The 25,299-nt window shown below is 68.1% G+C and carries 21 protein-coding genes; 19 read left to right on the forward strand and 2 right to left on the reverse strand.

Translation table 11 applies throughout. The features are described from left to right. The first annotated feature begins 100 nt into the window (after positions 1 to 100). The 19 genes from ACH413_RS07185 to ACH413_RS07275 all read left to right on the forward strand — a co-directional run bounded on the left by ACH413_RS07185 (position 101) and on the right by ACH413_RS07275 (position 19,197). Complete coding sequence (locus tag ACH413_RS07185; protein ID WP_360048986.1) at positions 101 to 1,117, forward strand: L,D-transpeptidase; 1,017 nt, start codon at positions 101 to 103, stop codon at positions 1,115 to 1,117. Positions 1,118 to 1,164: 47 nt separating this feature from the next. Further along, positions 1,165 to 1,857 carry a hypothetical protein gene (locus ACH413_RS07190; protein WP_360048987.1) on the forward strand — a complete coding sequence of 231 codons (693 nt, stop codon included), beginning with the start codon at positions 1,165 to 1,167 and terminating at the stop codon, positions 1,855 to 1,857. A gap of 119 nt (positions 1,858 to 1,976) precedes the next feature. Further along, positions 1,977 to 2,555, forward strand: coding sequence for a hypothetical protein (locus ACH413_RS07195; protein WP_360048988.1), 579 nt, complete (start codon positions 1,977 to 1,979; stop codon positions 2,553 to 2,555). Positions 2,556 to 2,665: 110 nt separating this feature from the next. Further along, a complete protein-coding gene (locus tag ACH413_RS07200; protein WP_360048990.1) occupies positions 2,666 to 3,412 on the forward strand; it encodes an alpha/beta fold hydrolase in 747 nt (248 codons plus the stop codon). Beyond that, entirely contained in the window at positions 3,409 to 3,891 is a 483-nt protein-coding gene (locus tag ACH413_RS07205; RefSeq protein ID WP_360048991.1) for a GNAT family N-acetyltransferase, read from the forward strand. Before ACH413_RS07200 ends, ACH413_RS07205 begins: the two co-directional genes overlap by 4 nt. Positions 3,892 to 4,180: 289 nt before the next feature. Continuing rightward, positions 4,181 to 5,071, forward strand: a complete 891-nt coding sequence (locus ACH413_RS07210) for an inositol monophosphatase family protein (protein ID WP_360048993.1) — start codon at positions 4,181 to 4,183, stop codon at positions 5,069 to 5,071. Then, positions 5,061 to 5,744, forward strand: coding sequence for a hypothetical protein (locus tag ACH413_RS07215; protein ID WP_360048995.1), 684 nt, complete (start codon positions 5,061 to 5,063; stop codon positions 5,742 to 5,744). The genes ACH413_RS07210 and ACH413_RS07215 overlap by 11 nt, the downstream gene beginning before the upstream one ends. After that, on the forward strand, positions 5,744 to 6,508 hold the full coding sequence (locus ACH413_RS07220; RefSeq protein WP_360048997.1) for a hypothetical protein: 765 nt from the start codon (positions 5,744 to 5,746) through the stop codon (positions 6,506 to 6,508). Before ACH413_RS07215 ends, ACH413_RS07220 begins: the two co-directional genes overlap by 1 nt. Before the next feature lie 91 nt (positions 6,509 to 6,599). Beyond that, positions 6,600 to 7,250: a hypothetical protein gene (locus ACH413_RS07225; RefSeq protein WP_360048999.1), complete on the forward strand. Its 651-nt coding sequence runs from the start codon at positions 6,600 to 6,602 to the stop codon at positions 7,248 to 7,250. Beyond that, the gene (locus ACH413_RS07230) at positions 7,250 to 8,374 is read left to right on the forward strand and encodes a C40 family peptidase (protein ID WP_360049000.1); all 1,125 of its coding nucleotides are present in this window, start codon (positions 7,250 to 7,252) and stop codon (positions 8,372 to 8,374) included. The genes ACH413_RS07225 and ACH413_RS07230 overlap by 1 nt, the downstream gene beginning before the upstream one ends. 393 nt (positions 8,375 to 8,767) lie before the next feature. After that, positions 8,768 to 9,949: a hypothetical protein gene (locus ACH413_RS07235; RefSeq protein WP_360049001.1), complete on the forward strand. Its 1,182-nt coding sequence runs from the start codon at positions 8,768 to 8,770 to the stop codon at positions 9,947 to 9,949. Next, on the forward strand, positions 9,949 to 10,299 hold the full coding sequence (locus tag ACH413_RS07240; RefSeq protein ID WP_396424918.1) for a hypothetical protein: 351 nt from the start codon (positions 9,949 to 9,951) through the stop codon (positions 10,297 to 10,299). Before ACH413_RS07235 ends, ACH413_RS07240 begins: the two co-directional genes overlap by 1 nt. Before the next feature lie 68 nt (positions 10,300 to 10,367). Further along, the gene (locus ACH413_RS07245) at positions 10,368 to 11,024 is read left to right on the forward strand and encodes a hypothetical protein (RefSeq protein ID WP_360049004.1); all 657 of its coding nucleotides are present in this window, start codon (positions 10,368 to 10,370) and stop codon (positions 11,022 to 11,024) included. 145 nt (positions 11,025 to 11,169) lie between these two features. Beyond that, positions 11,170 to 13,233, forward strand: a complete 2,064-nt coding sequence (locus ACH413_RS07250; protein WP_360049006.1) for a hypothetical protein — start codon at positions 11,170 to 11,172, stop codon at positions 13,231 to 13,233. Then, complete coding sequence (locus ACH413_RS07255; RefSeq protein WP_360049008.1) at positions 13,230 to 14,726, forward strand: SCO6880 family protein; 1,497 nt, start codon at positions 13,230 to 13,232, stop codon at positions 14,724 to 14,726. The genes ACH413_RS07250 and ACH413_RS07255 overlap by 4 nt, the downstream gene beginning before the upstream one ends. Then, entirely contained in the window at positions 14,726 to 15,118 is a 393-nt protein-coding gene (locus tag ACH413_RS07260) for a WhiB family transcriptional regulator (protein WP_360049010.1), read from the forward strand. The genes ACH413_RS07255 and ACH413_RS07260 overlap by 1 nt, the downstream gene beginning before the upstream one ends. A gap of 176 nt (positions 15,119 to 15,294) precedes the next feature. Continuing rightward, entirely contained in the window at positions 15,295 to 16,593 is a 1,299-nt protein-coding gene (locus ACH413_RS07265) for an ATP/GTP-binding protein (RefSeq protein ID WP_360049011.1), read from the forward strand. Beyond that, positions 16,590 to 18,476: a TraM recognition domain-containing protein gene (locus ACH413_RS07270; RefSeq protein WP_360049013.1), complete on the forward strand. Its 1,887-nt coding sequence runs from the start codon at positions 16,590 to 16,592 to the stop codon at positions 18,474 to 18,476. Before ACH413_RS07265 ends, ACH413_RS07270 begins: the two co-directional genes overlap by 4 nt. Then, complete coding sequence (locus ACH413_RS07275; protein ID WP_360049014.1) at positions 18,469 to 19,197, forward strand: hypothetical protein; 729 nt, start codon at positions 18,469 to 18,471, stop codon at positions 19,195 to 19,197. The genes ACH413_RS07270 and ACH413_RS07275 overlap by 8 nt, the downstream gene beginning before the upstream one ends. 28 nt (positions 19,198 to 19,225) lie before the next feature. Here ACH413_RS07275 and ACH413_RS07280 read toward each other — a convergent pair whose 3' ends face one another. Next, positions 19,226 to 20,344, reverse strand: coding sequence for a DUF5677 domain-containing protein (locus tag ACH413_RS07280; protein ID WP_360049015.1), 1,119 nt, complete (start codon positions 20,342 to 20,344; stop codon positions 19,226 to 19,228). 286 nt (positions 20,345 to 20,630) lie between these two features. Continuing rightward, positions 20,631 to 25,079 (reverse strand): MobF family relaxase, encoded by a 4,449-nt coding sequence (gene mobF / locus ACH413_RS07285; RefSeq protein WP_360049016.1) that lies wholly within the window; start codon positions 25,077 to 25,079, stop codon positions 20,631 to 20,633. Between the last annotated feature and the right edge of the window lie 220 nt (positions 25,080 to 25,299).

Here is a 25,299-nt window from a genome sequence, read left to right on the forward strand (position 1 = left end):
CACACGCGCCGTTCTTTCTGAAGACATCTGATGTCTGGAGGCAGCGGGCGTCGTACGGCAGCCGGCAGTCCTATCCCTACGACACGATTAGGAGGTCGTGATGATCCACGACGGTGACCGGCCCGGACCGGCTGGTCAGGAAGACGAGCAGCGGCCGACGCCCGGCCCGCGATCCCCCTCGGGCGCGCGGCGCTACCAGACGCCGCCGACGCAGGCGCGCCGCAGGCCCGCCCTGCTGGCCAGCGCCGGGCTGGTCGCCGTCGCGGTGTTCGTGGCCGTGTTCGGCCTCATACTCACCCGGCCGACCGCCGACGAGCAGCACATCGACCCGCTCGGAGGGAACGACACCGCCAGCCCGACTTCCACCGTCGAGGCGGCGCCGGTCGTGGCACCGCGGGCAGTGAGCGCTGAGCAGCTCGCCGCGCTCCCGCAGGCCACCACTTTCACCACGACCCCGGCCGCGCCGCGCGACCCCGCGCCCGACCAGCCGCCAGGTGGGCTGGTCGCTCACCCGGCCATGACGGTGCCTGTGTTCGCCGCGCCCGGTGGTGACCCGGTCGCCGTCGTCCCGGCGACCCAGCCACTGGGCATCGAGCCGAACATCACCCGCACCGACACGTGGCTGTCCATCCTGGACACCCAGCCGGGGTGGGCGCTGGTAGCGCTTCCTTCGCGCCCCAACAACTCCGTCGCGTGGATGTACACCGACATCCCGGACGTCACCGTCGCCGCGAGCCCCAGCGTGATCACCGTGGACCGGGCCGCGTTCGAAGTCACGCTCACCACCCGCGGCACCGTCACCGGTCGCTGGAAGGCCGGGATCGGCAAGCCCGGCGCGATCACCCCGGCTGGCAGGACTTTCCTGCTGGCGGCGCTGCGCGACACCGGCTCCACGTTCTCCAAGGTCGTGCTGCCGCTGGGCACGCACTCCGACACCCATCAGACCTTCGGCGGCGGCCCCGGAACCGTCGGCCTGCACACATGGCCCACACCCGAGGTCTACGGCACGGCTTCTTCCGACGGCTGCGTCCGTATCCCGCCGGACGCGCTCTCCAGCCTCACCGAGGCGATGAATCGCGGCGACCTGCCGCTCGGCACCCCGGTGTTGATCAAGTGAATACCCATACCCGGCCCCAGGGCCACACCACATCAAGGGGGGACCACGTGGTCCGCACAACCACCCACTCCACATGCCTGTTCCTCGCCGCGGCCGGCATCGGCGCGCTCGCGGCGGCGGGCTCGGCGTCCGTGCTGGCACCGGCGAACGCGCAAGTCCACGGCCTCGCCGGTGCCCAGGCGAGTACGTCGACGGCGTACGGCGTTTCCGCGTCCGGCAACGAGAACAAGGCCGCGCAGCCCTCGATCACCTCCGATGGCGAAGTCAAGGCGGCGTCGGGCTCGGTGTCCGGCATGGGCTGGTCCGCGACCGGCATCACCGTCAAGGCCGGCAACGGGATCGCCGAGGCGACCGTCGGCAACGTGGTGGTCGCGGGCAAGACGATCGGGTCGGTGTCGGCCAAGTGCGCCGATGGCGCCGTCAGCTACGCCCACGGCGGCGGCGCGCCCAGCGACCCGAAACTCAAGGTCAGCTTCGGCGGCGGGGCGGGCGCGACCATCCAGATCCTCGGTGCGGGCGACAAGGTCGCCCAGACGATCACCGTCGCAGTCGTCAAGTGCGGCAAGGCCACCATGCCTCCCACCAACCCGCAGACCAACCCGCCCACGGGCCAGCCGACCGGCCGGCCGACGGGGCAGCCGCCGACCGGCACGCAGAAACCGACGCCCAAGCCCGGCACCACACCGCAGCCCGCGCCGACGCCGCAGCTGCAGGACGGCCACCACCCGGTCACGGGCTGACCGAGGCCAGGAGCGGTTCGCGGACCCAGATCCGGCGTCCCACCCCCACTTCCCCGGGGGTGGGACGCACCAGCCCCACACCACCAGCCCCAGCCACAAGCGATGTGAAAGAGGACCAGGTGATTCCCCTCAAATCCGGTGCGGCCGCCGATGAGCTCACCGATCGAGTCGCCCGGCTCGCACGCGGGATCCGGGTGGCACCGAAGTTCTCCACGATCCTGAGCTGGTGGACCGGTTACCCGCTCAAGCGGTTGCCGGTGGAAGCGGACCGGCTGGACGTGGTCGACGAGCACGAGGGCATGCTGCTCGGCCTGCCCACTGGGACAGAAGTGCTACGCCGCAACGGCGTCTTCGTTCCGCTCAACGCAGACGGTCCGCACCTGGCGTCGATCAAGGCGCTCATCCACGTGCCGCGCCTGGGTCTTACGCCCGAACAGCTCGTCTTGCTGCGCGACGGTGAGGTCCCGATCGGCGAACTCATCCCCGACGCGCCGCGCGGAACCCACTACGCCATCGAGATCGACGGCCCGCGTGAACCCCAGGCCGCGGCGATCATGTCGCGCGGCACGCTCTACCCCGGCGGCATGCCCGCTGTTCTCGCGGACGAGATCGTGTTCTGGCGGGTGCTGCGCGACCGCGCCCCGCAACACGGTGCCCTGTTCCCCCGCCCTGTTCCGACCTCTGTACCCGTGTGGTGATCACGAACATGCAAACGATCTTGACGCCCTCGCCTTCGGCCCCTTCGCCCTCGAGTTCAGGGTGGCTCGCGCGGCACCGCAACGGATCCAGACCAGCACGGCACACGCTGGTGGCGTTCCCCTGGTCCGGCGCTGGTCTGACCGCCTACAACTCGTGGATTCCGCTGCTGCCCCAAGGGATCGACCTGGTGACCGTGGCGCTGCCCGGCCGCGACGACCGCCGTGATGAGGCCCCGGTGACCAAGGTAACCACCGGGCTGGTGGACGCGATCACCGACGACCTGCTCGCGCACACCGACGACACCGCAACGGTGGCGTTGTTCGGCCACTCGTTCGGCGCGCTGCTCGCGCACGCTGTCGCAGTCCGGCTGCAGGAGCACCAACGCACCCCGCAGGCGGTCATCGTGTCCGGCAGCCGCGCGCCGATGGTGCGCCCACAGCAACCGCTGCACCTGCTCGGCGACCGGGAACTGCTGGCGAAGCTGATCGACATGGGTGGTCTCCCGGCCCGGTTGCAGCGCCACGAACAGTTCCTGCGCACATGGTTGCCGCGCGTGCGTGCGGACCTCACGGCGTGCGAAACCTACTGGCCCACCAAGCCCACTGTTCTCGACTGCCCGCTCTACGCGTGGTCTGGCGCGGCCGACTGGTACGCGCCGCCGTGCACCGCGCAACGGTGGCTGGAGCTCGCGACCGACGCGACGCACACAACGTTCCCCGGCGGGCACTTCTTCATCAGCGGCCAACGCGGCACGACCGCCCTGCTGCAGACGTTGCAGTGGCCCCGGCCTGTCGCGGCGCGTCCGTTGCGGCTGCTGCAGTCTCAGCCGCTGCTCGCGCGGAGGTGGGGAACGTGACCACCTTCGAGGTGTTCGACGTCCACTCCGACGACGACGCGGCCATGCGGGAATTGCGCGGATCGCTGGCCCGCTGCTCGGACTCGACGCTGCGGTCCCGCTGCCACGGCGGGACGCCCAGCGCGGCACGGCTACTGCTGGAGGCGCTGCCCTCGCGCGCCGATCAGCTCACCGTCGCCGCGTGGACCGAGCAAAGCATGGTCGGCGTCGGCTCCATGCTCTTCGACGCCGGCGGCATCGAGATCGCCGTGCTCGTCGAGGACGCCTGGCAACGCCACGGCGTCGGGACCGCGCTCACGACCCGTCTCGCTGAAGAAGCCGCCCGTGACGGCGCGCTCGCAGTCACCGCATCGGTCAGCACGACCAACACGGCCGGACTTGGGTTGCTGCGCAAGGTGTTCCCCGCGCTCGCGGTCGCGGCACCGCGCGACGGGCTGATCACCGCGGTGTGTCCGGTCGTGACGGGAGCGGGTCGATGATCACGAACGTGCCGGCGCGGACGTGCCGGCTGGGGTTGGGCACGTCCGCGTCCGGCGCCTCCGCCCACCAGTCCCCGGTCTCCAACCCGAGCTGGAGGGCCCGTATGCATGATTTCGGTCCTGCGCCATGAGTTTCGTTCCACGCGACGTGCTCTCGCCCCTCCCTGACGCGCCTGGTTGTACCGGGCCACAGCGAGATGTCACGCCGCACCGCCTCGGCGCGCCGCACCCGCCTCATCGGGTGATCCGGCCCGCCCCGTCCGTGATCTACCACCGTCAGGGAGACCTTGTGCATTTCTATACACGTCAGCTGCAGATCCACGCCGAGCACCTCGCGGGAACCGGTGCACGCACGGTTCGCGAGCGCATGGCACGGCCTGGGGCCACGGACGCGACCACCAAGAGCAGCGAGACCGACTACGTCACCGACTGCGACCCGGCCTCCGAAGCCGCGATGCGCCAGGAAGCCGCCGAGATCTGGGGCGACGCCCCGCACTCCTTCACCGGCGAGGAAAGCGGTGTGGCGCAGGCACGTCCAGGCGAGCTGCGACTGATCGCGGACGGCGTCGACGGCACCGCGAATCTGCACGCCGGTGCCCCGGAGTACGGGGTGTCGATCGCCATCGAGGTCGACGGCGTCGTGCTCGCAGGCGCGGTCGCCGAACCGGTCAGCGGCCGTGTCTACTCCGCCGGGCGCGGCAACGGAGCCCGCTTCTACGACCCGGCCGTGCGTCACCAGTGGATCCCGCTGGACGCCCGCAAGGACAAGCCGCTCGCACAGCGTCTGCTCGCCACCGGCTTCAGCTACCAGGCCGCCGAGCGCGGACCGCAGGCCGCCGTGGTCGCGCGGATGATCGAGCACGTCGAGGACATCCGCCGCGTCGGCAGCGCTGTCATCGACTTGTGCCGGGTCGCGCAAGGCACGTACGGCGGCTATTTCGAGCACTACCTCAACGAATGGGACTGGGCCGCCGGGCTGCTGATCTGTGAGGAGGCCGGGTCGGTCGTCAGCTGGCCGGGCACCGGCGGACCAGCCGCGCACCTGGGCGACCCGATCTTCGCGGCCGCGCCGGAGGTCGCCGAAGACCTGCTGGTGCTGCTGGAGAAGGCCGGGGCCGCCGCGCTCGACCGCCGCACGCCGGTGCAGCAGCGCGAGTGGGTGAGCGGTCATGCCCACTGATCCCGCACACGACCGCTCCGCCAAGGTCAGCGGGTCGCGGCCATTCGTGGTGAGGCTGGGCCAGGTCATCGTGGGCAACGCGCTCATGGGCGTCGCGGTGGGCATGCTCGTCGCCGCCGCCTTGGGGCTGCTGCCGCTCGACGTGTTCCACCGGGCTGTGAGCGACCGGTGCGGGTGGACGATCGGCGGCGCGATCATCGCCGTGCAGTCGACGTTGTTGGTGCTCAACCTCGCGCTGCGCGTCAAGCCCGGCATCGGCACCGTCTCCGCGGTTGTCATCCCCGCCGTCGTCGCCGACCTCACCCTCGCGGTGCTGCCCGCGCCGCAGGTGGTGTGGCTGCGGGTGATGGCGATGCTGCTCGGCGGCGTCATGTTCGCCGTCGGCACCGGCCTATACCTGTCCGCCGAACTCGGCGCGCTGCCTCGCGACGGCCTGATGGTCGCGATCGGCCGCCGTACGAACTGGAGCCCGGCACGCATCCGCATCGGCGCCGACGTGCTGTGCCTGCTCACGGGCGTACTCATGATCAACCCTGCGGTCGCCGTCGCGAACGGGTCGCTCGGGGCCGGGAGCGTGCTGCTCGCCGTCGCACTAGGCCCGTCGATCGCGACGCTCGTCGCGCTGTTCGCGCACCGTCCACAAGGGAACGCACGCGTGCGAGGTGAAGCCTGATGCCACGAAACACTTCCAGGCCCGAACGCATGATCACGCAGAACCGGTGGCTGCGGCCTCACGGCATCCACAACTTCTCAATTCCTGCGCTGGCAGGGAAATTGCCCGACGGCCGCCGGTACGTGACGTGCGAGCAGGCCGGCGTCTGTGCACGCGCGTGCTACGCCCGAACGGGAACGTTCCGGTTCCCGCAGGTGCTCGCCAAGCACGAACGCAACCTGGCACGCATCCTCGACGACCTCGAGCAGTGGACCGCCGACATCATCGACGAGCTCCGCGCACCGAAGTTCGACGGGGCGGCCGTGAGGGTGCACGACGCCGGCGACTACTTCAGTGATTCGTACCTGTCCGCCTGGCTGGACGCCGCGCGAGCGACACCGGGAACGCTGATCTACAGCTATACCAAGGAAATCTCCCGATTCGAACGCATCGCCGTGCCCAGTGCGCCGGAGAACTTCCGCTGGGTCTACAGCTACGGCGGCCGCGAGGACCACCTCATCGACCCTTCGCGGCACCGCGTCGCCGACGTCTTCCCGACCGAGGAAGCGATCGCGGCCGCCGGGTGGCACACCAACGCCGCCACGGACCTCGACGCCGTGCTGGGCCCGTCGCCGGTCGGCATGCGGCAGAACCACATCCCGCACATCCAACGGCTCATTGGCGACCGCACCTTCCGGGAGTGGCAGGCCTCCAAGCCGCGCGGCCGCGGTGCCGGCAACCGCGGCCCCGCCGACACCCGGCCGCCCAAGAGCGGCCCGCTGTGACCGAGCGGCGCGAGCAGAGAACGCAGCCCGGCGCGCGCCGTCCGCACCCGACCTGACCGATCGCACACCCGACTCTGAAAGGAGCAAGCCCATGCGCACCTGGAGCTTGACCGGCCTGGCCGCCGCACTCGCCGTGGTGGTGTGCGTGGGCTGCTCCTCCCCCGCGCCTGAGCGGGAGGCCCCGACACCGACCTGGCCGGCGCTGAGCGCGTCGACCGCGGCGACCAGCCCGTCACCGTCGCCCCGATCGGGTCTGCGGCTGCCGAGCGTCTCGCCGATCACGCCGTCCGCACCCGCCGGGACGCCGTCGACGGTGCCGCCGCCCCCGACCGCGCCGACCGCCGCGACCACAGACTTCACGGACCCGGTCGCGGTGACGCGAGCGTGGATGACGCAGTGGTGCGCCTCGGACTACCGCCAGCCCCGCAACAACAACGTCGAGCGAGCAACCGTGTTCGCCACCACGGCGGGCAAGACCGCGGACCTGCAAACCGGAGACAGCGAGGCCTCACACCGTGCGGTGGTCGAGCAGAAGCTGTCCACCCGCTGCGACCGGATCACCGCCGAGCTCATCCCCGAGGCGCCGCGCGGCGAGGACCAGGTCTACGTGCGGGCGACGGCGAGCCGCACGCTGCTCGCGGCCGACGTCGCCTTCCAAGCCGAGCAGGTGTTCACCACACGCACGGTGCTGCGCCAACCCGACGGCCGGTGGCTCGTCGACGTCCACGTCGAGGCCGGCTGATGGCGAAACTCCTGCTGATCCCCCTCGCCGCGCTCGCCGGCGCGTTGCTGCTCGTGCTGGTGCTGCTGCAACCCCGCCGCGCCGACGCCGGCGCGATCCTCCCGCCCGCAACCTGCCAGGTGCCCGGCACCGGGCCGAGCACTCCGGCGCCACCGCAGGGTGGCGGCTCGTTCGCCGGGGTGACCCTCTCGCCGACGCAGACCGCGACAGTGCAGCAGATCCTCGGGGTCGCCAAGGCCATGAACATCACCCGCCGCGGCGCGGTGATCGCGTTGCAGGCCGGGATGCAGGAATCGACGCTAAACCCGTTGGCGCACAACGGAAACGCTGTCGGCGTGTTCCAACAGATCGCGCCGGGACCCTGGAATGTATACGTCGGTTACGACCGCACCGACGCCGCCGCTGCGTCCAAGGGCTTCTTCACGGTGCTGCTCAAACGTGCACCGGGCTACGAGACCGACGCCCGGTCGAACCACGAGCTCGCCGAGGACGTCGAGCGCAGCGGTGAGGGCTGGCGCTACCAGCGGCACCAGCCGTTCGCCGAGGCGGTCGTGGCCGCGCTCTACGACAGTTCCGGGCCGCCGCTGGACTGCGCGGACAGGTCGTTCATGGGCCGGATCCAGGTCACCGTGACCGGCTCGGACGTCACCCTGCCGCCGGAGGCCGGTGTCGCTGGCGTCGTGCGCGCGACCTCCCCGCAGGTCGCCACCGCGATCGCGGCCGGTCTGTCGTGGCTCGGCATCACCTACTCCTGGGGCGGCGGCAATGCCGACGGCCCCACGAAAGGCGTGCGCGACGGCGGTGTCGCCGACACGCACGGCGACTACAACAAAGTCGGATTCGATTGTTCGGGATTGACGCTGTACGCGTACGCGCAGGCCGGAGTGCAGATCATCCGGCCCTCGGACGCTCAGCTCACCCGCGCGAAGCTCGTCGTCCCGTTCGCTCAGGCCAGAGCAGGTGACCTGCTGTTCTGGGGCACACATCACGTCGCAATGTACTTGGGGCAGATCAACGGACAGCACCTGATGCTGGAAGCCCCACAAAGCGGCGACGTCGTGAAGGTCTCCAAAGTCAGAACCGGCGGAGACTTCCGGAATGTCGGTGCCCGCCCAATTCCGTAGACGCCAGCCGAAGAAGGAGTTCGCGAATGAAAGCACAGAAAAAGTTCGAGCGACACGAGCTCAACACGAAGGGAGACGTGGAATGGAATTCCGCCCGATAGATAAGCCGGACTCCTGGACTGTTCACACGGCCCCGACTACGGCCATGGCACGGGACGCTGCCGAACAGGGCCATCAGCGCCGCTTGGTGCGCTGGGACCTACGCGGAACGAATTGGTACTTCACCAACACAGACACCTTGCTCCTGGGGGGTGGGCAGGCACGCGAGACACCCGATACGGCAGGGTCTCTTCGCGAGGTCACGAACGAGATCCTCGCGGCCGTGCGCCCGAAACGCGTGCCCGCCCAGGACATCGCGGGACCACGGCAAGGGCTCTCGCACGGGGGCCTGCAGTGGTGACCGGCAACGGCTACAACGCCGAGGAACCCGTCGATCTGCACGACGCTGCCCCGCCGCGCCCAGCCGCAGCGCCCAGTGCCGTGCTCACCGAACGCCCAGGGCCCGAGCAACTGGCGGCGGTGCAGCCGCCGGTGACGGCCGATCCGGCGACGTGGGGGTGGCGTGCCCGGCTGAGGAAGGTGACCGGCGGGCTGTTCAAACCCGGTCCCGGCCGCGAGGAGGCGCGGCACCGGCAAGCCGAGGTCGCGGTGCGCCAGCACCTCGGGGGCGGCCGGCTGGTGATGGTCGCCAACCCCAAGGGTGGCGCACAGGTCAGCACCACCACGTTGATGCTCACGCACACCTTCGCCGCGTTGCGCGGCGGACCGGTCGTGGCGTGGGACAACCACGAGGCGCGCGGCACCCTCGCGCAGCGCGCCGAGGTCGCCACGCCCAACACCCACGTGTGGCATCTGCTCGGCGCCGCCGAGCAACTCACCGCCGTCGGCACGGCGGGCGACCTCACCCACTACCTGCGCTCGCAACCCTCGCGCGCCGAGGTCTTGGCCAGCGACACCGACCCGGGCCGTGCACAGCAGATCAGGCCCGGCGAGTGCGGCCGGATCTGGTTGCTGCTCAGCCGGTACTTCGGGCTGACGGTGATGGACACCGGCGACAACGTCCGCGCGGGGAACTGGCAGTGGGCCGCGGGCATGGCCGACCAGCTGGTCGTACCGATCACGCTCGAGCCCGATGTCGCGCAGAGCGCGGCATGGATGCTCGACCACCTCGACGCCCGCCGACCGGACCTCGTCGCCGGCGCGGTCACCGTCGTCGGCCCCGCCACCGCCGCGGCGCCCCCGGCGTTGCGGCGGCAGATGCTCACCTACTTCGCCGCCCGCACCGCCCTGGTGGTCGAGGTGCCCTATGACCCGCAGCTCGCGGGCGGGCGGCCGATCGTGCACGCCCGGATCAGCGAGGCCTCCCGCCGTGCGTGGGTGGGCGCTGCGGCCGCAGTCGCCGACCGGCTCGCTGCCCAGCGGACCCCACGCCCGGACCAACTACCACCCCGGGCAGGCACCTCCGCTCCCGCACAGGAGCACCACGAATCCGAGCAGCCCGCCGGCACCGCAACACCGCCTCCCAGCGACGCGCACGGGTCGGTCACCGAGCTGCATCTGCGAAGGGCCACATGATGTTCCACCGCAACAACCCGGAGGTGAGTTTCCTCGCCCAGGACTCCGGCCCACCCGGTGCACCGACCGGCTCACCCAATCCCTTCGACGGCGTCCAGCCCGATCTCGGGGTGTGGGGAGATGCGTTCAACTCCACCTGGAAAACACTGCTCGGCGGCGTGTGGGGCATCGCGTTCCTGATCGTGGCGTTCGGGTTCATCCGGGCCACGGTCGAGCTTCAGCGCGCCAAAAAGGGTGGCTACTCCGCAGACGTGCACGAGCACACGGAATCCGCGAAGAAGTCGGTATTCGCTCTGCTCGCGCTGGCCGGTCTGGGCATGATCTTCGGTGCAGTGATCGCGATCTTCTAGCGGAATCGGAGAACACGTTGTCCCGCAACACGCCCACGAGCACGCAGGCCGGCCCCCGGTCTGGTGCCGTGCGCCCGCTTGTCCTGGTCCTCCTGCTCATCGTCGCGCTCGGCGGCGGCGTGCTGATTGGCCGCTTCGCGCTGCCCTCGTCCGGCGAGCAGGCACAGCCCGGCCAGACGCAGCCCAGCGACGTGCCCAGCGGTGCGGGGGCCCGCGAGCACGGGCCGACGAGGATCACAAAGGGGGTGCCGAACGGGTTCACCCGCGACCGTGAGGGCGCAGCGAGCGCGGCGATGATCGCTGTGCAGCTGCAGCCCGCCGTCGCGCACGGCCACGCCGACCCCGAGGTCGTGAAGACCACGTGGATCGCCAGCAGCGCCGACCAGGCCACGCGCCAGCTGTTCTCCCAGACCAAGGCGAGCAGCGCGGACGACCGAACCTCCAAGGCGCCGGCCGACTTCACGGTGAAGGACTTCACCGGCGACCAGGCGGTCATCGAGCTGTGGGTGTCCTCGGTAGGCATCGGCCCAGGTCTGGGCGGCCGAGGCGTTCTACGCGCGCAGCGGTGGTCGACGGTCACCTACCGGCTGGTCTGGGAGGCCGACACCTGGAAGGTCGCGACGGTCAAGACCGTCGACGGCCCCCAGCCCGGCACCGACGACACCGCCCCGGCGCCCGAGCGCAAGCAGGTCGCCTTCTACAGCTTCTTCATCACGATCGAGTAAGCAATAAACCTATGGGGGGAGCATGTTCCGACGCTTGACCGTCCTCTGTGGAACGGTTCTGGCGCTACTTCTCACACTCGCGCCCGCGGCGCTCGCGCAGCCACCGACGAACGGCAAAATCCCGCAAGGTTTCCCTCCCGACCTTGTGAAGTACGTCGGCGACACCAGCGAGTTCCGCAAAGGACCCTGGTTCAGCACACCGGAGTGCAAAGACAAAGGCGGCGACCTCAGCCTCTACCTCAACGAGGTCATGAAGGTCGAGTCGCGGCTGCTGTACTGGGCCACGCCGCCCAGCGAACGTGCCAAGTTTTGGCCTGACCAGAACACCGCCGACGTCAACCGGGAACCGCCGGAACTCCCGGCGACGTTCCCCGCGGTGTTCGGCCCCGACCACTCCTTCAACGTGGCGTTCCGCTACTGCGCCGACGAGATCCGCGAGTGGACCGCCCCCGTGCGCAACACGTGGAACCTCACGTGGGCGGCCAAACCGGACGCCGAGTCGCTGGAGCGGATGAAGCCGTACGCCGCCGGCGACAGCAACCTGATCAAGAACTTCAGCGACCCATGTGCTGATGCTGTGTCGTCCTACTGTCAGAAGGCGTTCTTCGTCGACTGCGGCCGGGCGGTCATGGTGCCGGACAAGAAGGAACGCTGCATCCAGTGGAACGAGTCCATCGCGAACTTCTTCCACGGGTTGTCGCAATTCATCTCGAACAACACCCACTGGCTCGACAAGATCGGCGCGTTCTTCAAGATCATAGGTGAGGCGCATCTTGCCGCCGGGCGCATGCAGATCGATGCGTTCGCCTCGATCCTGTCGGTCGCCGTCGACATCGCGAAGTTCGTCGCCAACCCGACCGGCGCGATGGACGAGCTGGCCAACTCTCTGCACGCCTCGGCCGTGGACTTCACGGTCCGGGTGCTACTCGAAGGCCTGGCCACCGTCGGGAACTTCGACCCCGGCTCGCCGTGGTTCCTGGCCACCTATGGCGCGTCGACCGGACTCGGGCTAATGGTCATGGCGCTGATGTCGGTGCTGATGATCTCCCGCGCCGCCTCCAGGGGCGGTGGCCGGGAGGACCTGCAGGAGGCACTGTTCAAACAGTTGCCGCTCGGGGTGTTCCTGGCTGTGTTCGCGCCCGCGATCGCCACGGTGCTGCACGCGACCGTGCGCAAGATGACCAGCGGGATCGCCGCGTGGCAGTCCGACTACATCGGCAGCGCCATCACGAAACTGGCCGCGCTGTCGCAGGTGACCGCCGTGATGATCCCCGGTGGCGCCGGGGTGGGCAGCATCGTGTTCGGGCTGCTGATCTTCGGTACCGGCGCGGTGTTCGTGGGTTTCGCGCTGCAGTCCGTCGCCCTCCCGTTGTCCGGGCTGGTGGCGGGGATCGCGTGGGGCATGCGTGTGCACCCGAAGTGGCGGCCGAAGGCGGCCCGGCCGGTCTACACCTACATCGGGCTGCTGCTGTCCAAGCCGCTGCTGTACTTCTTGCTCGGCGCGGTGTTCGCGCTCATCGACGGCAACCTCTCGATCCCGGCGATGAAGGTCGGCGGAATGCCGCTGCTCGGCCAGATCGTGGTCGTGATCGTCGCGTTGATCGTAGTCGGTTTCGCTCCGTTCGCGTTGTTGAAGTACGCGCCGTTGCTGCCGACCGCCGAGGACTCACACGACTCGCAGCCGTCCGCCGGGTTCGGCACTGCCGCGGTGGTCGGCGCGGGCATGGCCGCCTTCGAACGTCACCGGCACAGCCGCTCACAGAGCGAGGACAAGGACGGCGGGCCTGGGCAAGACGGCGCCCACTCCATCGCGCAGACCTACAGCGCAGGCCAGAAGCCGAAGCCACGGCAGCAACAGCCGTCATCGAAACCGCAGGCGTCCGGCAGCCAGGCCAGCGGCAGTTCTGGCGGCAAGTCCAGCTTCCCGCAAATGAAGGGCAGCCTGAACAGTCCTTTCTCCGCCGCAGGCTCGGGCGGCTCCGCGTCGGGCATCGGGGCGGGCAAGCCAGGAGCGGCGGCCGGTCCCGGTGGCCATGCTCCGGCGGGCACCACCGCGCAGGCCTCGCAGGCGGGATCGGCGGCCGGCGGCGCGATGGGACCGATCGGGATCGCCGCGCAGGCCGCGCTCGCGGCCGGAAACAAGATGCGCCAGGGCGCGCACCGGGCCGTCAAGGCCGACGAAGAGACAGTCCGGGGGGACGACAAATGAGGATTTCCGTACTGGGCGGCGAGATCAGCCGCCGGGGTCTGCTGGGCTCGCTGAGCACACCCGCCTACGTCGCGCTCGGCGCGGCCGGTGCAATCGCGTTCATCCTGTGGCTGACGGTCGGCGACCTCGCCGGGGCGATCAGCGGGTTCGCCGTGCTCGCCGGCACCTACGGGCTGGTGCGGCCGTGGGGCCGCCGCTCGATCGCCGCGCAGGTCCTGTGGTCGTGGAGGTGGCGCCGCCGCCGGATCCGCGGCGAGACCACGTTCATAGCACCGCAGCTCGCCCGCGAGTCCGATCCAAGCGACCTGTTCGGGCCACTGTGGACACTGCCAACGCCGCTGGGCCGGGTCGAACCGCTCGACCTGCGGGGCACACCGTGGGAGCACATGTTCATCCTGTGGCACCACAACCCCGGTGAATCGCCTTACCTGAGCGTTCTCATGGAGGTGCAGGGCCAGGCGTCAGGACTGCGCGCCGAACGCGCCTACGAGGTCGCGTCCGTCCGCTACGGCGTGCTGCTCTCGCAGCTGGCCAAGGCTGGGTCGTACCTGCGCGGCTTGCAGCAGATCAACAGGATCCTCCCGCATGACGCCACACCACACCGCGAGTTCATCTCCCAGCGGCTCTCGACCCGGCCCGGTCTGGAACCTCTGATCGAGTCCTATGAGGAACTCGTCGACCTGACCGCGAGCACTGCGGAGCAACACCGAAATTATCTCGTGGCCCGGTTCCCGCTGACCGGCGAGTTCTACGAGGAAGCACGCAGCCACGCCGATGGTCCCTCAGGGTGGGCGGGCCTGGTGCGCGACGAGCTGGCGCGGCTCGCGGACCTCGCGGTGCGCGCCGAACTCACCCGCCCGCAGGTCCTCGGCGAGCAACGCACCTGCGCCGTGCTGCGGTCGCTGCAAGATCCCAGGTGGCCGATCGACCAACACGAAGGCGTGCGGTGGGACACCTGCTGGCAGAGCTACACCACAGAGCCCGACCACATGGTCGTCAACGAGGAGTGGCACACGCGCACCGCGTTCCTTCCACGCGACGGGATCGCCCCGGCGCCGCTCGGGCCGCGGTGGCTGGCACCGCTGCTCACGGCGGTCACGCCGTCGGTCATTCGGACCTTGAGCGTCCGTATGGAGTTCGTGCCGGACAAACTCGCCCGCGCACGGGCGCGCGCCGACGTCGCCCAGGACGGCGCGTCGATTCTGGCGGACGCGAAGAAGGGCCGCGTCGACGACGGCACCGACAGCACGATGCTCTCAGCCTCGCAACGCCGCCTGCACGACCTCGCGCCCGGTTCGGGGCATCAGGGCGTCGACTGGTCAATGGCGATCTCGGTGACCGCTGCCGGCGCGGCCGAACTTCGGCGCGCGTGCATGCGGGTCGCGAACGAGGCCGCCCAGTCCGCGCTCACCGAGCTGGACTGGCAGGACCGTGCGCAGGACGCGGCCGTCATCGCGACCTACCCGCTCGCGCGCGGGATGGCGGTGGCGTGATGCGCAAGCCGACGATCTTTCACTATGCCCGAATCGCCGAAGCGCTGCGCCATGCCGGCACCGACTGGCAAGTGCTCGACGAGCTGATCGGTGCGGTGCCTGACCTTCCCTGCCGCAGCAGCGATCCGGATGTTTTCTTTCCTGGCGAAGGAGCTCGGTTCGCCGGAAGGCGAGCGATACAAGATGAACGAGCTCGCGTTGCCGGGCTGTGCAGTGGATGTCCGGTCCGCACGAAGTGCCTGGCAAGTGCGCTACTGCGAGGCGAGACCTACGGTTCCTGGGGCGGCGTGTGCCAGCCAGATTTTCAGCTGCTGCAACAACTCTGGGAGGAACGCGTTCCCCCGAGCGCTCGGCCGCTGGCGGGTAGTGCCGCGGTGAAAGAGACCCGATGATGTCTCGCCGAGCCAGCCAGTGGACACGTGCTTTTGGTCGCGCGCGGCCGGCTCCGCTGGTCGGATGGCGGCCGCCGGAGCCAGCCGCGCCACCACCGCGGCTGGACTTCCTGCCGCCGCCGTCCCGTCGGCGGTGGCTGGATCGGTGGGGCTGGTACGAACCGCGCAACGAGCCCATGTCGACGACGACCCGGCAGGCTGAGGCGCTCAATCTCGCGCTCAGCTCGCCACCGACGAGCAGCCGGGGACTGATCGTCGGCACAGATCTGTTGTCGGGCCAACTCGTTGTGCACGACCCGTTCGTCAGCTACGAGGACAAGCTGATCAGCTCGGTCAACGTGGTGGTGGTCGGGGACGTCGGCAAGGGCAAGAGCTCCCTGCTCAAGACTTGGGCCTGCACCCGGCAATTGCTGCTGCGTGGCCGGCGCGTCGTCGTGCTCGACAAGAAGCTGCAAGCCGGGCGTGGCGAATACACCGCTCTGGCCCAGTATCTGGGAGCGCCGAGCATCCGGTTCACGGTCGATGGCACCGGTAGTCGCCTCAATCTCCTTGATCCCGTCATCGCGCTGGGAAGCGAGCAGATCGATGACTCCGGTCAAACGATTGACCGCACCGATCGGCCGACCGGGCAGATGATGCTGCTGCGCGCTGTGCTGGCTGAAGCGCTCGCGCGGCCTGTCACCGAACGCGAGGGGAAGGCCCTGCGCCTAGCGCTGGTCAGCGCGACCCGCGATGCCCGCGAGCGCGACCGTGTGCCAGTGATCGGCGATGTCGTGCACCACCTGCTGCACCCTGGAACCGACGAGGCTCAGACACTGAACCGCACGGTGTCTGAACTGCAGGAGTGGGGTCTGGATCCGGCGTTCGGCTTGGAGCGGATGATCGAGGAGGACCTCGCGGGCCTGGTCGACGGCGAGACCAGCGCGGACGTCAACCTCGATCATCCCAGCGGCCTCACGCATTTCGACATCAGCGCTCTGCCCACCGAGGGGCCGGCTCTGCGGGTGGTCATGGCGCTGATCACGACGTGGCAGACCAACATGCTCGCGGCGCGTTCCGAACGCGCTGAGCAAACGGTCGACATCATCGAGGAGGCCTGGCACGTCGCGGAGGGCTCGACCGGCAGGATCCTTCGCCGCAACGCCAAGCTTTCCCGTGGACTTGGTCTGTCGACCGTTGCGGGATTCCAGCACCTCGTCGACCTCGACGCCGACAGCCCCGGTCGTGCGCTGCTACAGGAAGCAGAGACCAGGTTCATCTACTGCCAGGGAAGCTACGCGGACGCGGCTGCCTGCGTCGCGCTCTACAACCTCCCGCCCGGCACCGAAGAAACCATCATGACGATGGCTCAGGGCACCTGTCTGCTCCAGATCGGTTCCCGTGACCCGATCCTCGTGCGGCACGAGCGCTCACCTCGCGAGATCGCACTCACCGACACCGACAGCGCGTTGACCGGGATGCTCTGGCGCGAATGAGTGGGCCCGGTCAGCAGCACCAGATCCCGTCGTCGCCCAGGCCGCTCTACGGGGTCTTCTACCCCTTGCTCGGTGCGGCTCTGGCGACGACCCTGCTGGCTGGTCTGGTCGGCGCCGCCCTCTCGGGCTGGCTGGTCGGGCATGGCTGGGCCTGGCCGCCGCCCCGGCTCCTACCGTCCACGATCATCGGCTGGGCCACACACCTGTCCGACCCCGCTGCCGGCTGGCCCACAGATCCCCGGCCCGGGCCAGCAGTCCTCACCTACGGCGCGGTGCTTGTCGTGCTCGCCGCGGAGCTCGCGTTGTGGATGAGGGTGTTCGCCTGGCGAAACCGGATCTATCGGCGCCGCGCCGAACTCCGTTCCGGCCTGGCCGACCGCCACACCGTCCAAGAACGTCTCGGTGCCACGGCTGTCACCAAAGACGCACCGCGGCTGCGCCCTTCGCTGGCCAACTTCCTCGACATCAGCGCGGACGACGCGGGCGCGTTGTTCGCTCGCTGGCCGGGCACGGCCGAGGGGATCTACGGAACCCACGAAGATTCGAAGCTCGTTGTCGCTCCAGTCCGGATGGGCAAGACCGCACGGCAAGCGGTGTCCGACGTCCTGCGAGCCCCCGGCGCGCTCGTGGCCACCTCGACCCGGTTCGATCTGATCGAACTAACGATCATGGAACGCGCCAAGCGCGGTCTCGTCTGGGTTTTCGATCCGGAAGACCGCGTCCCCTGGCCGGACAAGCTGCGGTGGAACCCGATCCGGGGTTGTGACGACTTCGACGTCGCGCTGCGCCGAGCCGTCGCGATCTGCAGCGCCCGGCCGCTGGAGGACACCAAGAACGGCGGGTACTTCAGCGGCAAGAGCGAGGGCGTGCTCGCCGCCATGCTGCACGCGGCCGCGCTGAGCGGCTCCGACCTGAGCACGTTGTGGCTGTGGACCACCAGCCAGTCCTACCGACCCGCTCAGATCCTCGAGACCGACGACCGGGCCGCACCCGCGATCGCCGACGGACTCCGCAACCTGCTCGACAGTCTGAAAAGCACCTCAGACACCTCTGGCGCCGGCGGCATCTACTCAACACTCGAGCTCCTGCTGCGCCCGCTCACGTCGCCGACGATCATGCGGGCGCTCACGCCCCAGCCAGGCGACCAGCAGTTCGACATCGACGCATTCATCCGCAGCGGCCGAGACACGCTCTACATGGTGAGTCGCGGCAAAAAGAACTCCGCGGCGCCAATGGTCAACGCCTTGATGGTCGAGGTGCTGCACCGAGCGGACATCCTGTCTCAGCGTCCGACCGCAGAGCAGCTTCGTGCGCCCGCTTATGGAGACCTGAGGCTGGATCCGCCGCTTCGGATCGTGATGGACGAGGCCGCCAACATCACACCGGTCGACGACCTGAGCAGCCGCCTGGCCGACTCAGGCGGACGCGGGATCCAGGTCTACGTCTACGTGCAGAACTTCTCACAGCTGCGACAGCGCTGGGGCATCGAGGAGGCAACCGAGATCTGGGACTGCGCCTCGATCAAGCTCGTCCTCGGAGGCTTGAGCAACTCGAAAGACCTACTGGCCCTTTCCGACTTGCTGCCTGAACGCATAATCGACCAAACCAGCGTGTCGACCGGTTCCGCCGCACGCGACCAAGTCACGGTTTCCCCGTGGAGGCAGCGTGCCTTGACCATCGACGAGATCCGGGAACTCCGCGACGGCGAGGGCTTGCTGTTCTACCGCAACCTGCGTGCGGCGAAGGTCGATCTCCCAGGTTGGTGGGAGACCCCGGACCTGGCGGACCTCGTCACCCAGAGCCGAGCCGAAGTGCGCAAGGTGCTCGCTGCTTCCCTGTCGGGACGGGCTTCAGCTTCCGAGACGCCGGCCGACGATGGCTGAGAACCCCCTCGAGCCTCTCGAATCCGGCGACGACCTGCAGGCCCGCGCGGGCAGAACACGTCCGCCAGCCCAGGAGGTACCGGTCCTGGACGTGGAGTTCCTGCCAGAGGTGGTCTCGGATCTCGCCTCAACGAGCGAACTGCACGACCACCAGCTCGCCGAGCTCGCGGGCGTCGTCTCCGAGCTTGGGGGCTCCGTTGCGACGGTCCGCGACGAGACTCAGTCACTGCGCGAATTCCTGTTGGAGTTGCAGGAGAGCCTTGTCGAACGAGTGAACCTGAGGCGCCCCAACAGGTGGGCTTGGGGGTTCCTCGCGCGTGATGAGGCAGCGCAGCTGTGGAGTGAGCTGCGGTGGTTCGTTGACTACCTCATCGCGCGGTATCCCTTGTCGTCGGACATGAGAATCCCGCCGTGCTGGTACTGCCACACCGTCGCCGTCGACGAGCTCACTGCTCTGTACGCGGCATGGCGTCACGCCTACTGCTCGGGAGACCAGCCATCAGACGAGATGATCGCGTGGCGCAACCGATGGCTATGGCCGACCTTGCAGAACCTTCACGCCCACGCGGATTGGAGAGAATGCAAGGCACAACGCCAGCACGTAGCGCCAGCCGCACGCCAAGAGCTCACCGACGACAGCTTCCACGACTTCGTCACGCACGACCTCGACGAGCGGACAGACGAACGCAGCACACCGCTTCCTTGGTCAACCGATCGCTAGCCTCCTTCCAGCCGATCCAGAACGAGGCCTAGCCAGAACTGTTGTCCTCTCGAACATCCGCTTCCACGGCAACGGAGAGAGCGCGGTTAAGGCGGTACATGACCCAGCGCATGCGCAACCTGGCCCACTTGCTCGTCATCGCGCGCAGGGTTTCTGCCTCGAAGCTCTTGCAGCCAGCGATCAGTTCCATGTTGGTGCGGTCCACCAGAACTTGAATCGTGCGAAGGGAGATCACCGCGTGCGCCTGCCGTGGGTTGATACCGAACAAGACCAGGCTGGTCGTGCAGTGCTGCAAGAGCAGGAGGGCCAGATTGGCCGGTTCAACCAAGCTGGTCGTGTTGCCGCCTGTCGGCAGCAGCTGCTCGTCGACCGGGAGCAGCGCGGTCCGGATGCCCGCGGCGTCAGCGTGAATCTCATGGCTGGCTCGACGGTAATAGGGCTCCAGATGTCCCAGTTCGGCGAGCCTGGTCAGGTCCGCGAACTCCATCCGGTTCTGGCTTTCGCCCCGGAGGTCGTGGGCCCAGCCGTAACTACCTCGATAATGTGGACCGAACCGGCTCACCAACGCATCGTGTTCGGAACGCAGGCTGTCAAGCTCGTCGGCGGCAATGGGTGTTTGTCCCAGCGTCGTCGCATGCTTCTGGTGGCGTAGCGCGTCGTTGTAGGCGAGCACCTTCTCGTGCAGCACATAGCGCTCAGCTAGATCCGGATGCTCCGGATCGCGGCCGTACTCGCCGATCACTCGCGCGATCACCGCCAACTCGTGCAGTGTGCGGCAGCGTCCAAGCGCAGCACCAAAAGCTCCACCGCGTACGTCGGCGTACACCTCGTACGCCACACGACACGCTCGGGTCTGCAGTCGCAGCAACGCCTCTAGTACGTGATCGATTTTTGTAGTCGCATCCGCTTCACGCTGCTGGAGAGTGCGCACCATCAGCGTGTTCGTCTCATGCCACGCGAGCAAGTAGAGCGTGAGTGCCCTTCCCCAGTGCCGCTGCAGCCACTTGCGGAAGCGCTTTTCTTCTCGGGCGTAGCCGGCGGCAAGCCGACCAGCGGTGGGGAGCAAGCTGGCGGCGCGGCGGGCTGCTACAGCATCCACATCTACGGTGATCCGGGAGCCATCGGCGGTCTCGATGACGGCGGTCATGACACTCCAAGTGCAAGATGAAAGGTGCGGGCCTGAACCGCGGAGGAAGAAGGAAACGAGCACGCTGCGGGGAGCCGAAGTCGGCTACCTACCCGCGGTGTTTCAGCACCGACGCGCACGGCAACGTTGCCTGCATCGCGTCGTTCTGGAGGCGCTTCACGTCGGCAATCTTGGCACAGGTGATCTCGGTCCACGACGAACAGGGACATTGATCGGCTTTGCATTCTCCGGAGTTCACCCAGCCAGGCGACTCCATGCGAACCTCAGCGCTCGCCCGTCCTGTGGTCTACAAGCCTGGTCGTGGTCCAGGACGCGGATCACGCGGCTGGTGATCGAGCTCGCGACGACGTCGAGCGGCGGACTCCCGCTGTTGCTGCTCGACGAGCCTTAGTCGATCCACTGTCTCCTTCGGATCGATCGGCCCAGCAGGTGCTCGGCTCTGCAGATCAGTCGCTGAGCTGGATTCGATTGCCATGGCGGCCCTAGACGCTGTGGCATGGCGAGCCTGCTCTTCAGCGCTCCGAGCTGCCTCATGTTCGGGACGGATCTGATCGTTGCGGTTCGCTTCTCCGAGAGGTTCAGGGGTGGTGATTCCGTGTTGTTCTCGGTAGGCGGCGAGGATCGCCAATGCTGCGAGGTAGCGGGCTGTCTGGGCGGCGCCTTCGGGTGCGGGTCCGAGTTGTTCGACCCATTCTGGCCGGTCTCGGGCGGCGTCGCGGGTGAGCGTGACGACGCGTGCCTGGATTCGTTTGGCGTCTGCGGTTGCCGCTGCGGCGAGCGCTCGGTCGCGTCCTTCCAACGCGGCTGGTTGTGGAGGACGTGGCAACCACGATGGCCACATGCCGTAGGTCTTGACTGGCTGAGGTGGGTCTATGTTCGCACTTGGGTCATCCTTGGTGACCGATTCGAGGCGCGCCATCGTACGTTGGTAGCTCGGGATCAGAAGGTTCAGGCGTGGTGCAGCGCCCAAGAAGGCGCTCTCCTGGTCATCGGTGGTCGCGCGAGTGCTGGCGATCGTTGAGGTGCGGATGCGCCATGCGACGAACGCAGCTGGGTTCTCTTCTTCTTTGAGTGTTTGGGGATCGATCGCCGCGAGCACGTCCCGCGGATCGTGGCCCGCGTCGGCGGCGCGGGCGAGGTTCTGTGCGAGCGCGCCGAAGGCTGAGCCGGTGATGACGAGTTCGGCGCCTGGATGGTCGTTCCATGTTTCGCGTAGCAGGTCTGCCGTTTGGTCCCGCAGCTGCGCTTCCTGCGTGAGAGCTGGTGCACCGTCTCCTTGGTCTGCGGCCTTGGACGCCTTGGCTACTCGTTTGAGGGCAGCACAGACGATGCGACTGGCATCTCGTACGGCGGGGCGAACCATGATGGTGGGGTTGATGCGCACGAGTGCGTCGCGGGGATCGGTTGAGCTCGAGCTCAACCGATCGATCAGGCGGGCTATGGAGTCGAAGGCGCTCCCGTTCGTCACGGCGTCGACAGCCGTGTGGTTTTGCCAGACATCACGGAGCAGCTCTTCGGCTGTTGCTCGTTGTTCTGCGCTGGCTGCGTGGCGTCCGGCTTGGGGCGTGTCGAAGCCGGACGGCTCCGACTTGGGTAGGGGATCCTTGAGTTGCTTCAGGTCGACCAGTACGGGCCGGTCGTTGGCATTGATCTCGGTGGCTACGGCCCGCTCCACCATTTTGGTGATGACGCGGCGTCTGCGTGTGAAGGCGGAGTCAGGTTCGCCGAGCATGTACGTGTCATGTGGAGTCTCGAAGTCTTGCAGGGATGCGAACGTCCACACGGCTTGTGCGTGACGCGAGGTGGCGACCAGGAAGCTTCGGTTGTCGGCGCCTGGGGCGTGGAAGAGCACGGCGCCGCCGCGTTGTTCGTCGTCCTCCCCTGTCCAGGTCTTGTTGATGTTGAGGCCTTGGCTCTTGTGGGCGGTGAGGGCGTAGCCGTGCGTCAGGCCGCCTTTGGCGACGTAGCCGGGGTCGAAGGTGCGGCTCTCGCGCACGTGTCCGCCGGGGATGGCGCGTGTCCAGGTGACGTCCAGGTGGCCGGTGTCGTCGATGTGGGTGATGACTCCGCGGTAGCCGTTGAGCGCGTCGGGGTCGTCGGTGTGGCGTTCGTTGATGCGGACGAGGACGTGATCGTTCTCGTGGAGGTGGATGGTGTGGCCGCCGGGCAGGTCGTAGGTTCGGCCGTGCCCGAGTTCGCCTTGCACTTCGCGGATGGCTTGGGCGCCGGCGTTGAGGCGGTCTACTTGTTCGTTCGTGCTGGCGACCATGAGCAGGCCGAGCATCTCGGTGTGCGGGTCGGGTGCACCGATTCGCTGGTCGATCCAGGTGGCGAGCATGGCGGCGGTGGTGTCCTGACTTGTCTTGCCGACGATGAGGCGGTCGCGGTCGGCCCATGAGGTGAGTGCGTCGACGTAGTTCCCCTTGCGCCAGGCCGCGACTGCGGCGCGTTCGTCTTCGTCGGCTTGGCGGCGGTTGTCCAGCAGAGCTCCGCCTTCGACCATCTCGTGCACGACCGCGACCATTGAGCCGCAGCCGACGCCGCGCAGTTGCTTGGGGTCGAAGATCTCCACGATCTTGGTGCCGCTGTCCTCGGCGGCTTGGTAGAGGGCTGCGCGGTCGCGGTCGTGGGTCATGCCAGCCTCGTCGAGGATCAGGACGTCGATTCCGCTCAGGCCGTTCCCGTTGTCGATGCGCCACCTCCATTGCGCCACGGTTCGGCTGGAGATGTTGGACGCGGCTTGAAGGTTCTGTGCGGCAACGCCTTGCGTGGAGGCTCCGGCAACGACGAAACCTTCGGCTTCGTAGGCGATGCGGGCCGCTTCCATGAGGGTCGTCTTGCCGGAGCCGGGTCCGCCGATCAGTGCGTCGATGGCCTGGCCGGAGGTGACGATGTTGAGCAGTTCGCGGCGTTGTTCGGTGGAGAGGGTGAAGCCGTTGGTGGCCTCGATGGTGTCGGCGGCCATCTCCGCGGTGGTTCGGGGAACGCGGATCGGGGTTTGGTCTTCGTGGCTTGCTTGGGCGGCGGAGACGATGGTCTTCTCGGCCGTGACGATGTCTTGGGTGGTGTACAGCTGGGCGTTGGTCATGTGGTCGGCGCCGAGTTGGTGGCGCTCCCCCATGCTGGCCGCAGGGTCGTCGTCGTTGTCGATGCTGATCAGTGGCACGAAGCCGTTGTGGCGCAGGACGTCGTCGGTGAGGGTCTCGACGGTGTGGTGTTGAGCGCCGTTGGGAAGCTGGTCGACGACGGCTGCGAGCGCGTCGACACGGGAGAATCTGCGGGAGTGTCCGGTGAGGCCGCGCTCGACGTCCTGCAGTGCGGTTGCGAGCTCGTTGAGGGTTGGTTGGCGGGTTGTTTCTTCTGGCATCACGGGGATGTGCGCGTTTTGGGCCATCGCGTCGGGGTCGAGGCCGGCGTCGATGGCTCGCTGGCGGTTCTGCTCGCGGCGCGTCAACTCCGGTTCGGGGGTGTCGTTTTTCGCCTGGCGGGTTTCTTGCTGGACCATGCTTTTGAGCGATCGTGAGGCGTCCTGTTCGGTGAAGCCGAGGTCGAGGAGCATGGCGTGGATGTCGGCGCCGCGCTGGGAGAACTCCTTGATGGCGGCGTCCGGGATAGAGGCGACTTCCCATTGTCCGGTGCGTTCGGAGCGGCGCCAGGCGATGCCGTATCGCTGGGTGAAGACGTGTCGGACGCTGCCGTGCAGGAGCTTCGCGGCGGCTGGGATGTGGCGCATGAGGTCACGGCCGCCGGCCGCTACGGTGCTCCACTTGCCGTCGGGGCCCTTGGTCATGTTGGTGATCGTGTAGTGGACGTGCCAGTGCGGGTCGCCGCAGCACTTGCCGGCTGCGGGTCGGGCCGCGGGGTGGATCATGGCCCAGCCCGCGAAGCCGTTGCCTGGAACCGTTTCCGCCTTTGAGCCGTCGCCGTGATGTCCGCGCATTCCGTATGCGGTGTTGGTTTCCAGCCAGGCGAAGGTGGCGCCGCCTTGCTCGAGGTAGATGGCGTCGAGGGCATTGCCTGTCTCCTCATCGACGAACTCGCGCAGGAGGGAGAAGCTTTTCGGCAGGGTGAGGGTGATGTCGTAGCCGCGGTTGCCGGTGATGACCCGGTTGTCGACCACCGCGTCGGACTGGGTTCCGTCCTCAGCTGTGATCGTGATGGTCTTGGTGAGATTGGCTGCCGCGCCCTCGAATACGCCGGGGTCCCAGACCGCGGTGAGGCGTAGTTCGGCGGCGTCGGCGAGCTGGCCGGCGTGGTCGGCGCGGAGCATCGCCGTTTCGCCGTGGCGCACGACCGAGCGCTTGGCGCGGTCGAACATGTCGAGCATGCGTTTGGATGTTGTTCCGGACCATCTGCCTTGGCGGTGCCGGAGGACTTCGGAGACGTCCACTTTGGCCTCGCGGGCGACGCCTTCGATCATGCGAACCAGTTGCGCGATGGGGACTTTGGCCTCGATCGGCACGCCTAGCTTGTGCTCGACGAGCTGCTCACCGGAGCGCGGGTGGTAGCCGTCCATCATGGCTCGAGCGAGCGGAAACTGCTCCGGGGTCAGCTCGGTGCCCGCTTCGACACCCAGATCTGCCAGTGCCTGGCCGATCCAGATGAGGGGGCGTTCCGCGTCGGTGCGGTACTCGAGCTGTGCGTCTCCGGAGATGCCTGCGACACAGCCGTGTTGCTGTCCGAGCCGGTAGTCGACCTGTTCCGGCGCGCTACCAATCGATGTCACCCAGGACACCGGGCATACCTCTCCCCCGCGTTGCGCGTGGGAGGGTTTGAAGATCATCTTCTTCGTATCGCGATAGCGATACCTTAGTCCAAAGCTGTTGTCCTTCGCAGGCGCAAAGCCTGCCCTGATCGCGCAGCGATCAGCACAAGAACTGCCGGCCCGCAGGGCCGTCGATGTCCGGCCGCTTTGCGACTTCCTCGGGTTGTCAGCTGCTGTGTGTCGGTTGACC

Source organism: Lentzea sp. NPDC020367 (assembly GCF_044387305.1).
Taxonomy (GTDB): Bacteria; Actinomycetota; Actinomycetes; order Mycobacteriales; family Pseudonocardiaceae; genus Lentzea.

Bases quoted from the DNA above. Each gene is read 5' to 3' on its own strand.
- ACH413_RS07185 (WP_360048986.1), top strand. From the start codon at position 101: ATGATCCACGACGGTGACCGGCCCGGACCGGCTGGTCAGGAAGACGAG.
- ACH413_RS07215 (WP_360048995.1), top strand. From the start codon at position 5,061: ATGCCCACTGATCCCGCACACGACCGCTCCGCCAAGGTCAGCGGGTCG.
- ACH413_RS07220 (WP_360048997.1), top strand. From the start codon at position 5,744: ATGCCACGAAACACTTCCAGGCCCGAACGCATGATCACGCAGAACCGG.
- ACH413_RS07225 (WP_360048999.1), top strand. From the start codon at position 6,600: ATGCGCACCTGGAGCTTGACCGGCCTGGCCGCCGCACTCGCCGTGGTG.
- ACH413_RS07230 (WP_360049000.1), top strand. From the start codon at position 7,250: ATGGCGAAACTCCTGCTGATCCCCCTCGCCGCGCTCGCCGGCGCGTTG.
- ACH413_RS07240 (WP_396424918.1), top strand. From the start codon at position 9,949: ATGTTCCACCGCAACAACCCGGAGGTGAGTTTCCTCGCCCAGGACTCC.
- ACH413_RS07255 (WP_360049008.1), top strand. From the start codon at position 13,230: ATGAGGATTTCCGTACTGGGCGGCGAGATCAGCCGCCGGGGTCTGCTG.
- ACH413_RS07260 (WP_360049010.1), top strand. From the start codon at position 14,726: ATGCGCAAGCCGACGATCTTTCACTATGCCCGAATCGCCGAAGCGCTG.
- ACH413_RS07265 (WP_360049011.1), top strand. From the start codon at position 15,295: ATGTCGACGACGACCCGGCAGGCTGAGGCGCTCAATCTCGCGCTCAGC.
- ACH413_RS07270 (WP_360049013.1), top strand. From the start codon at position 16,590: ATGAGTGGGCCCGGTCAGCAGCACCAGATCCCGTCGTCGCCCAGGCCG.
- ACH413_RS07275 (WP_360049014.1), top strand. From the start codon at position 18,469: ATGGCTGAGAACCCCCTCGAGCCTCTCGAATCCGGCGACGACCTGCAG.
- ACH413_RS07280 (WP_360049015.1), bottom strand. From the start codon at position 20,344: ATGACCGCCGTCATCGAGACCGCCGATGGCTCCCGGATCACCGTAGAT.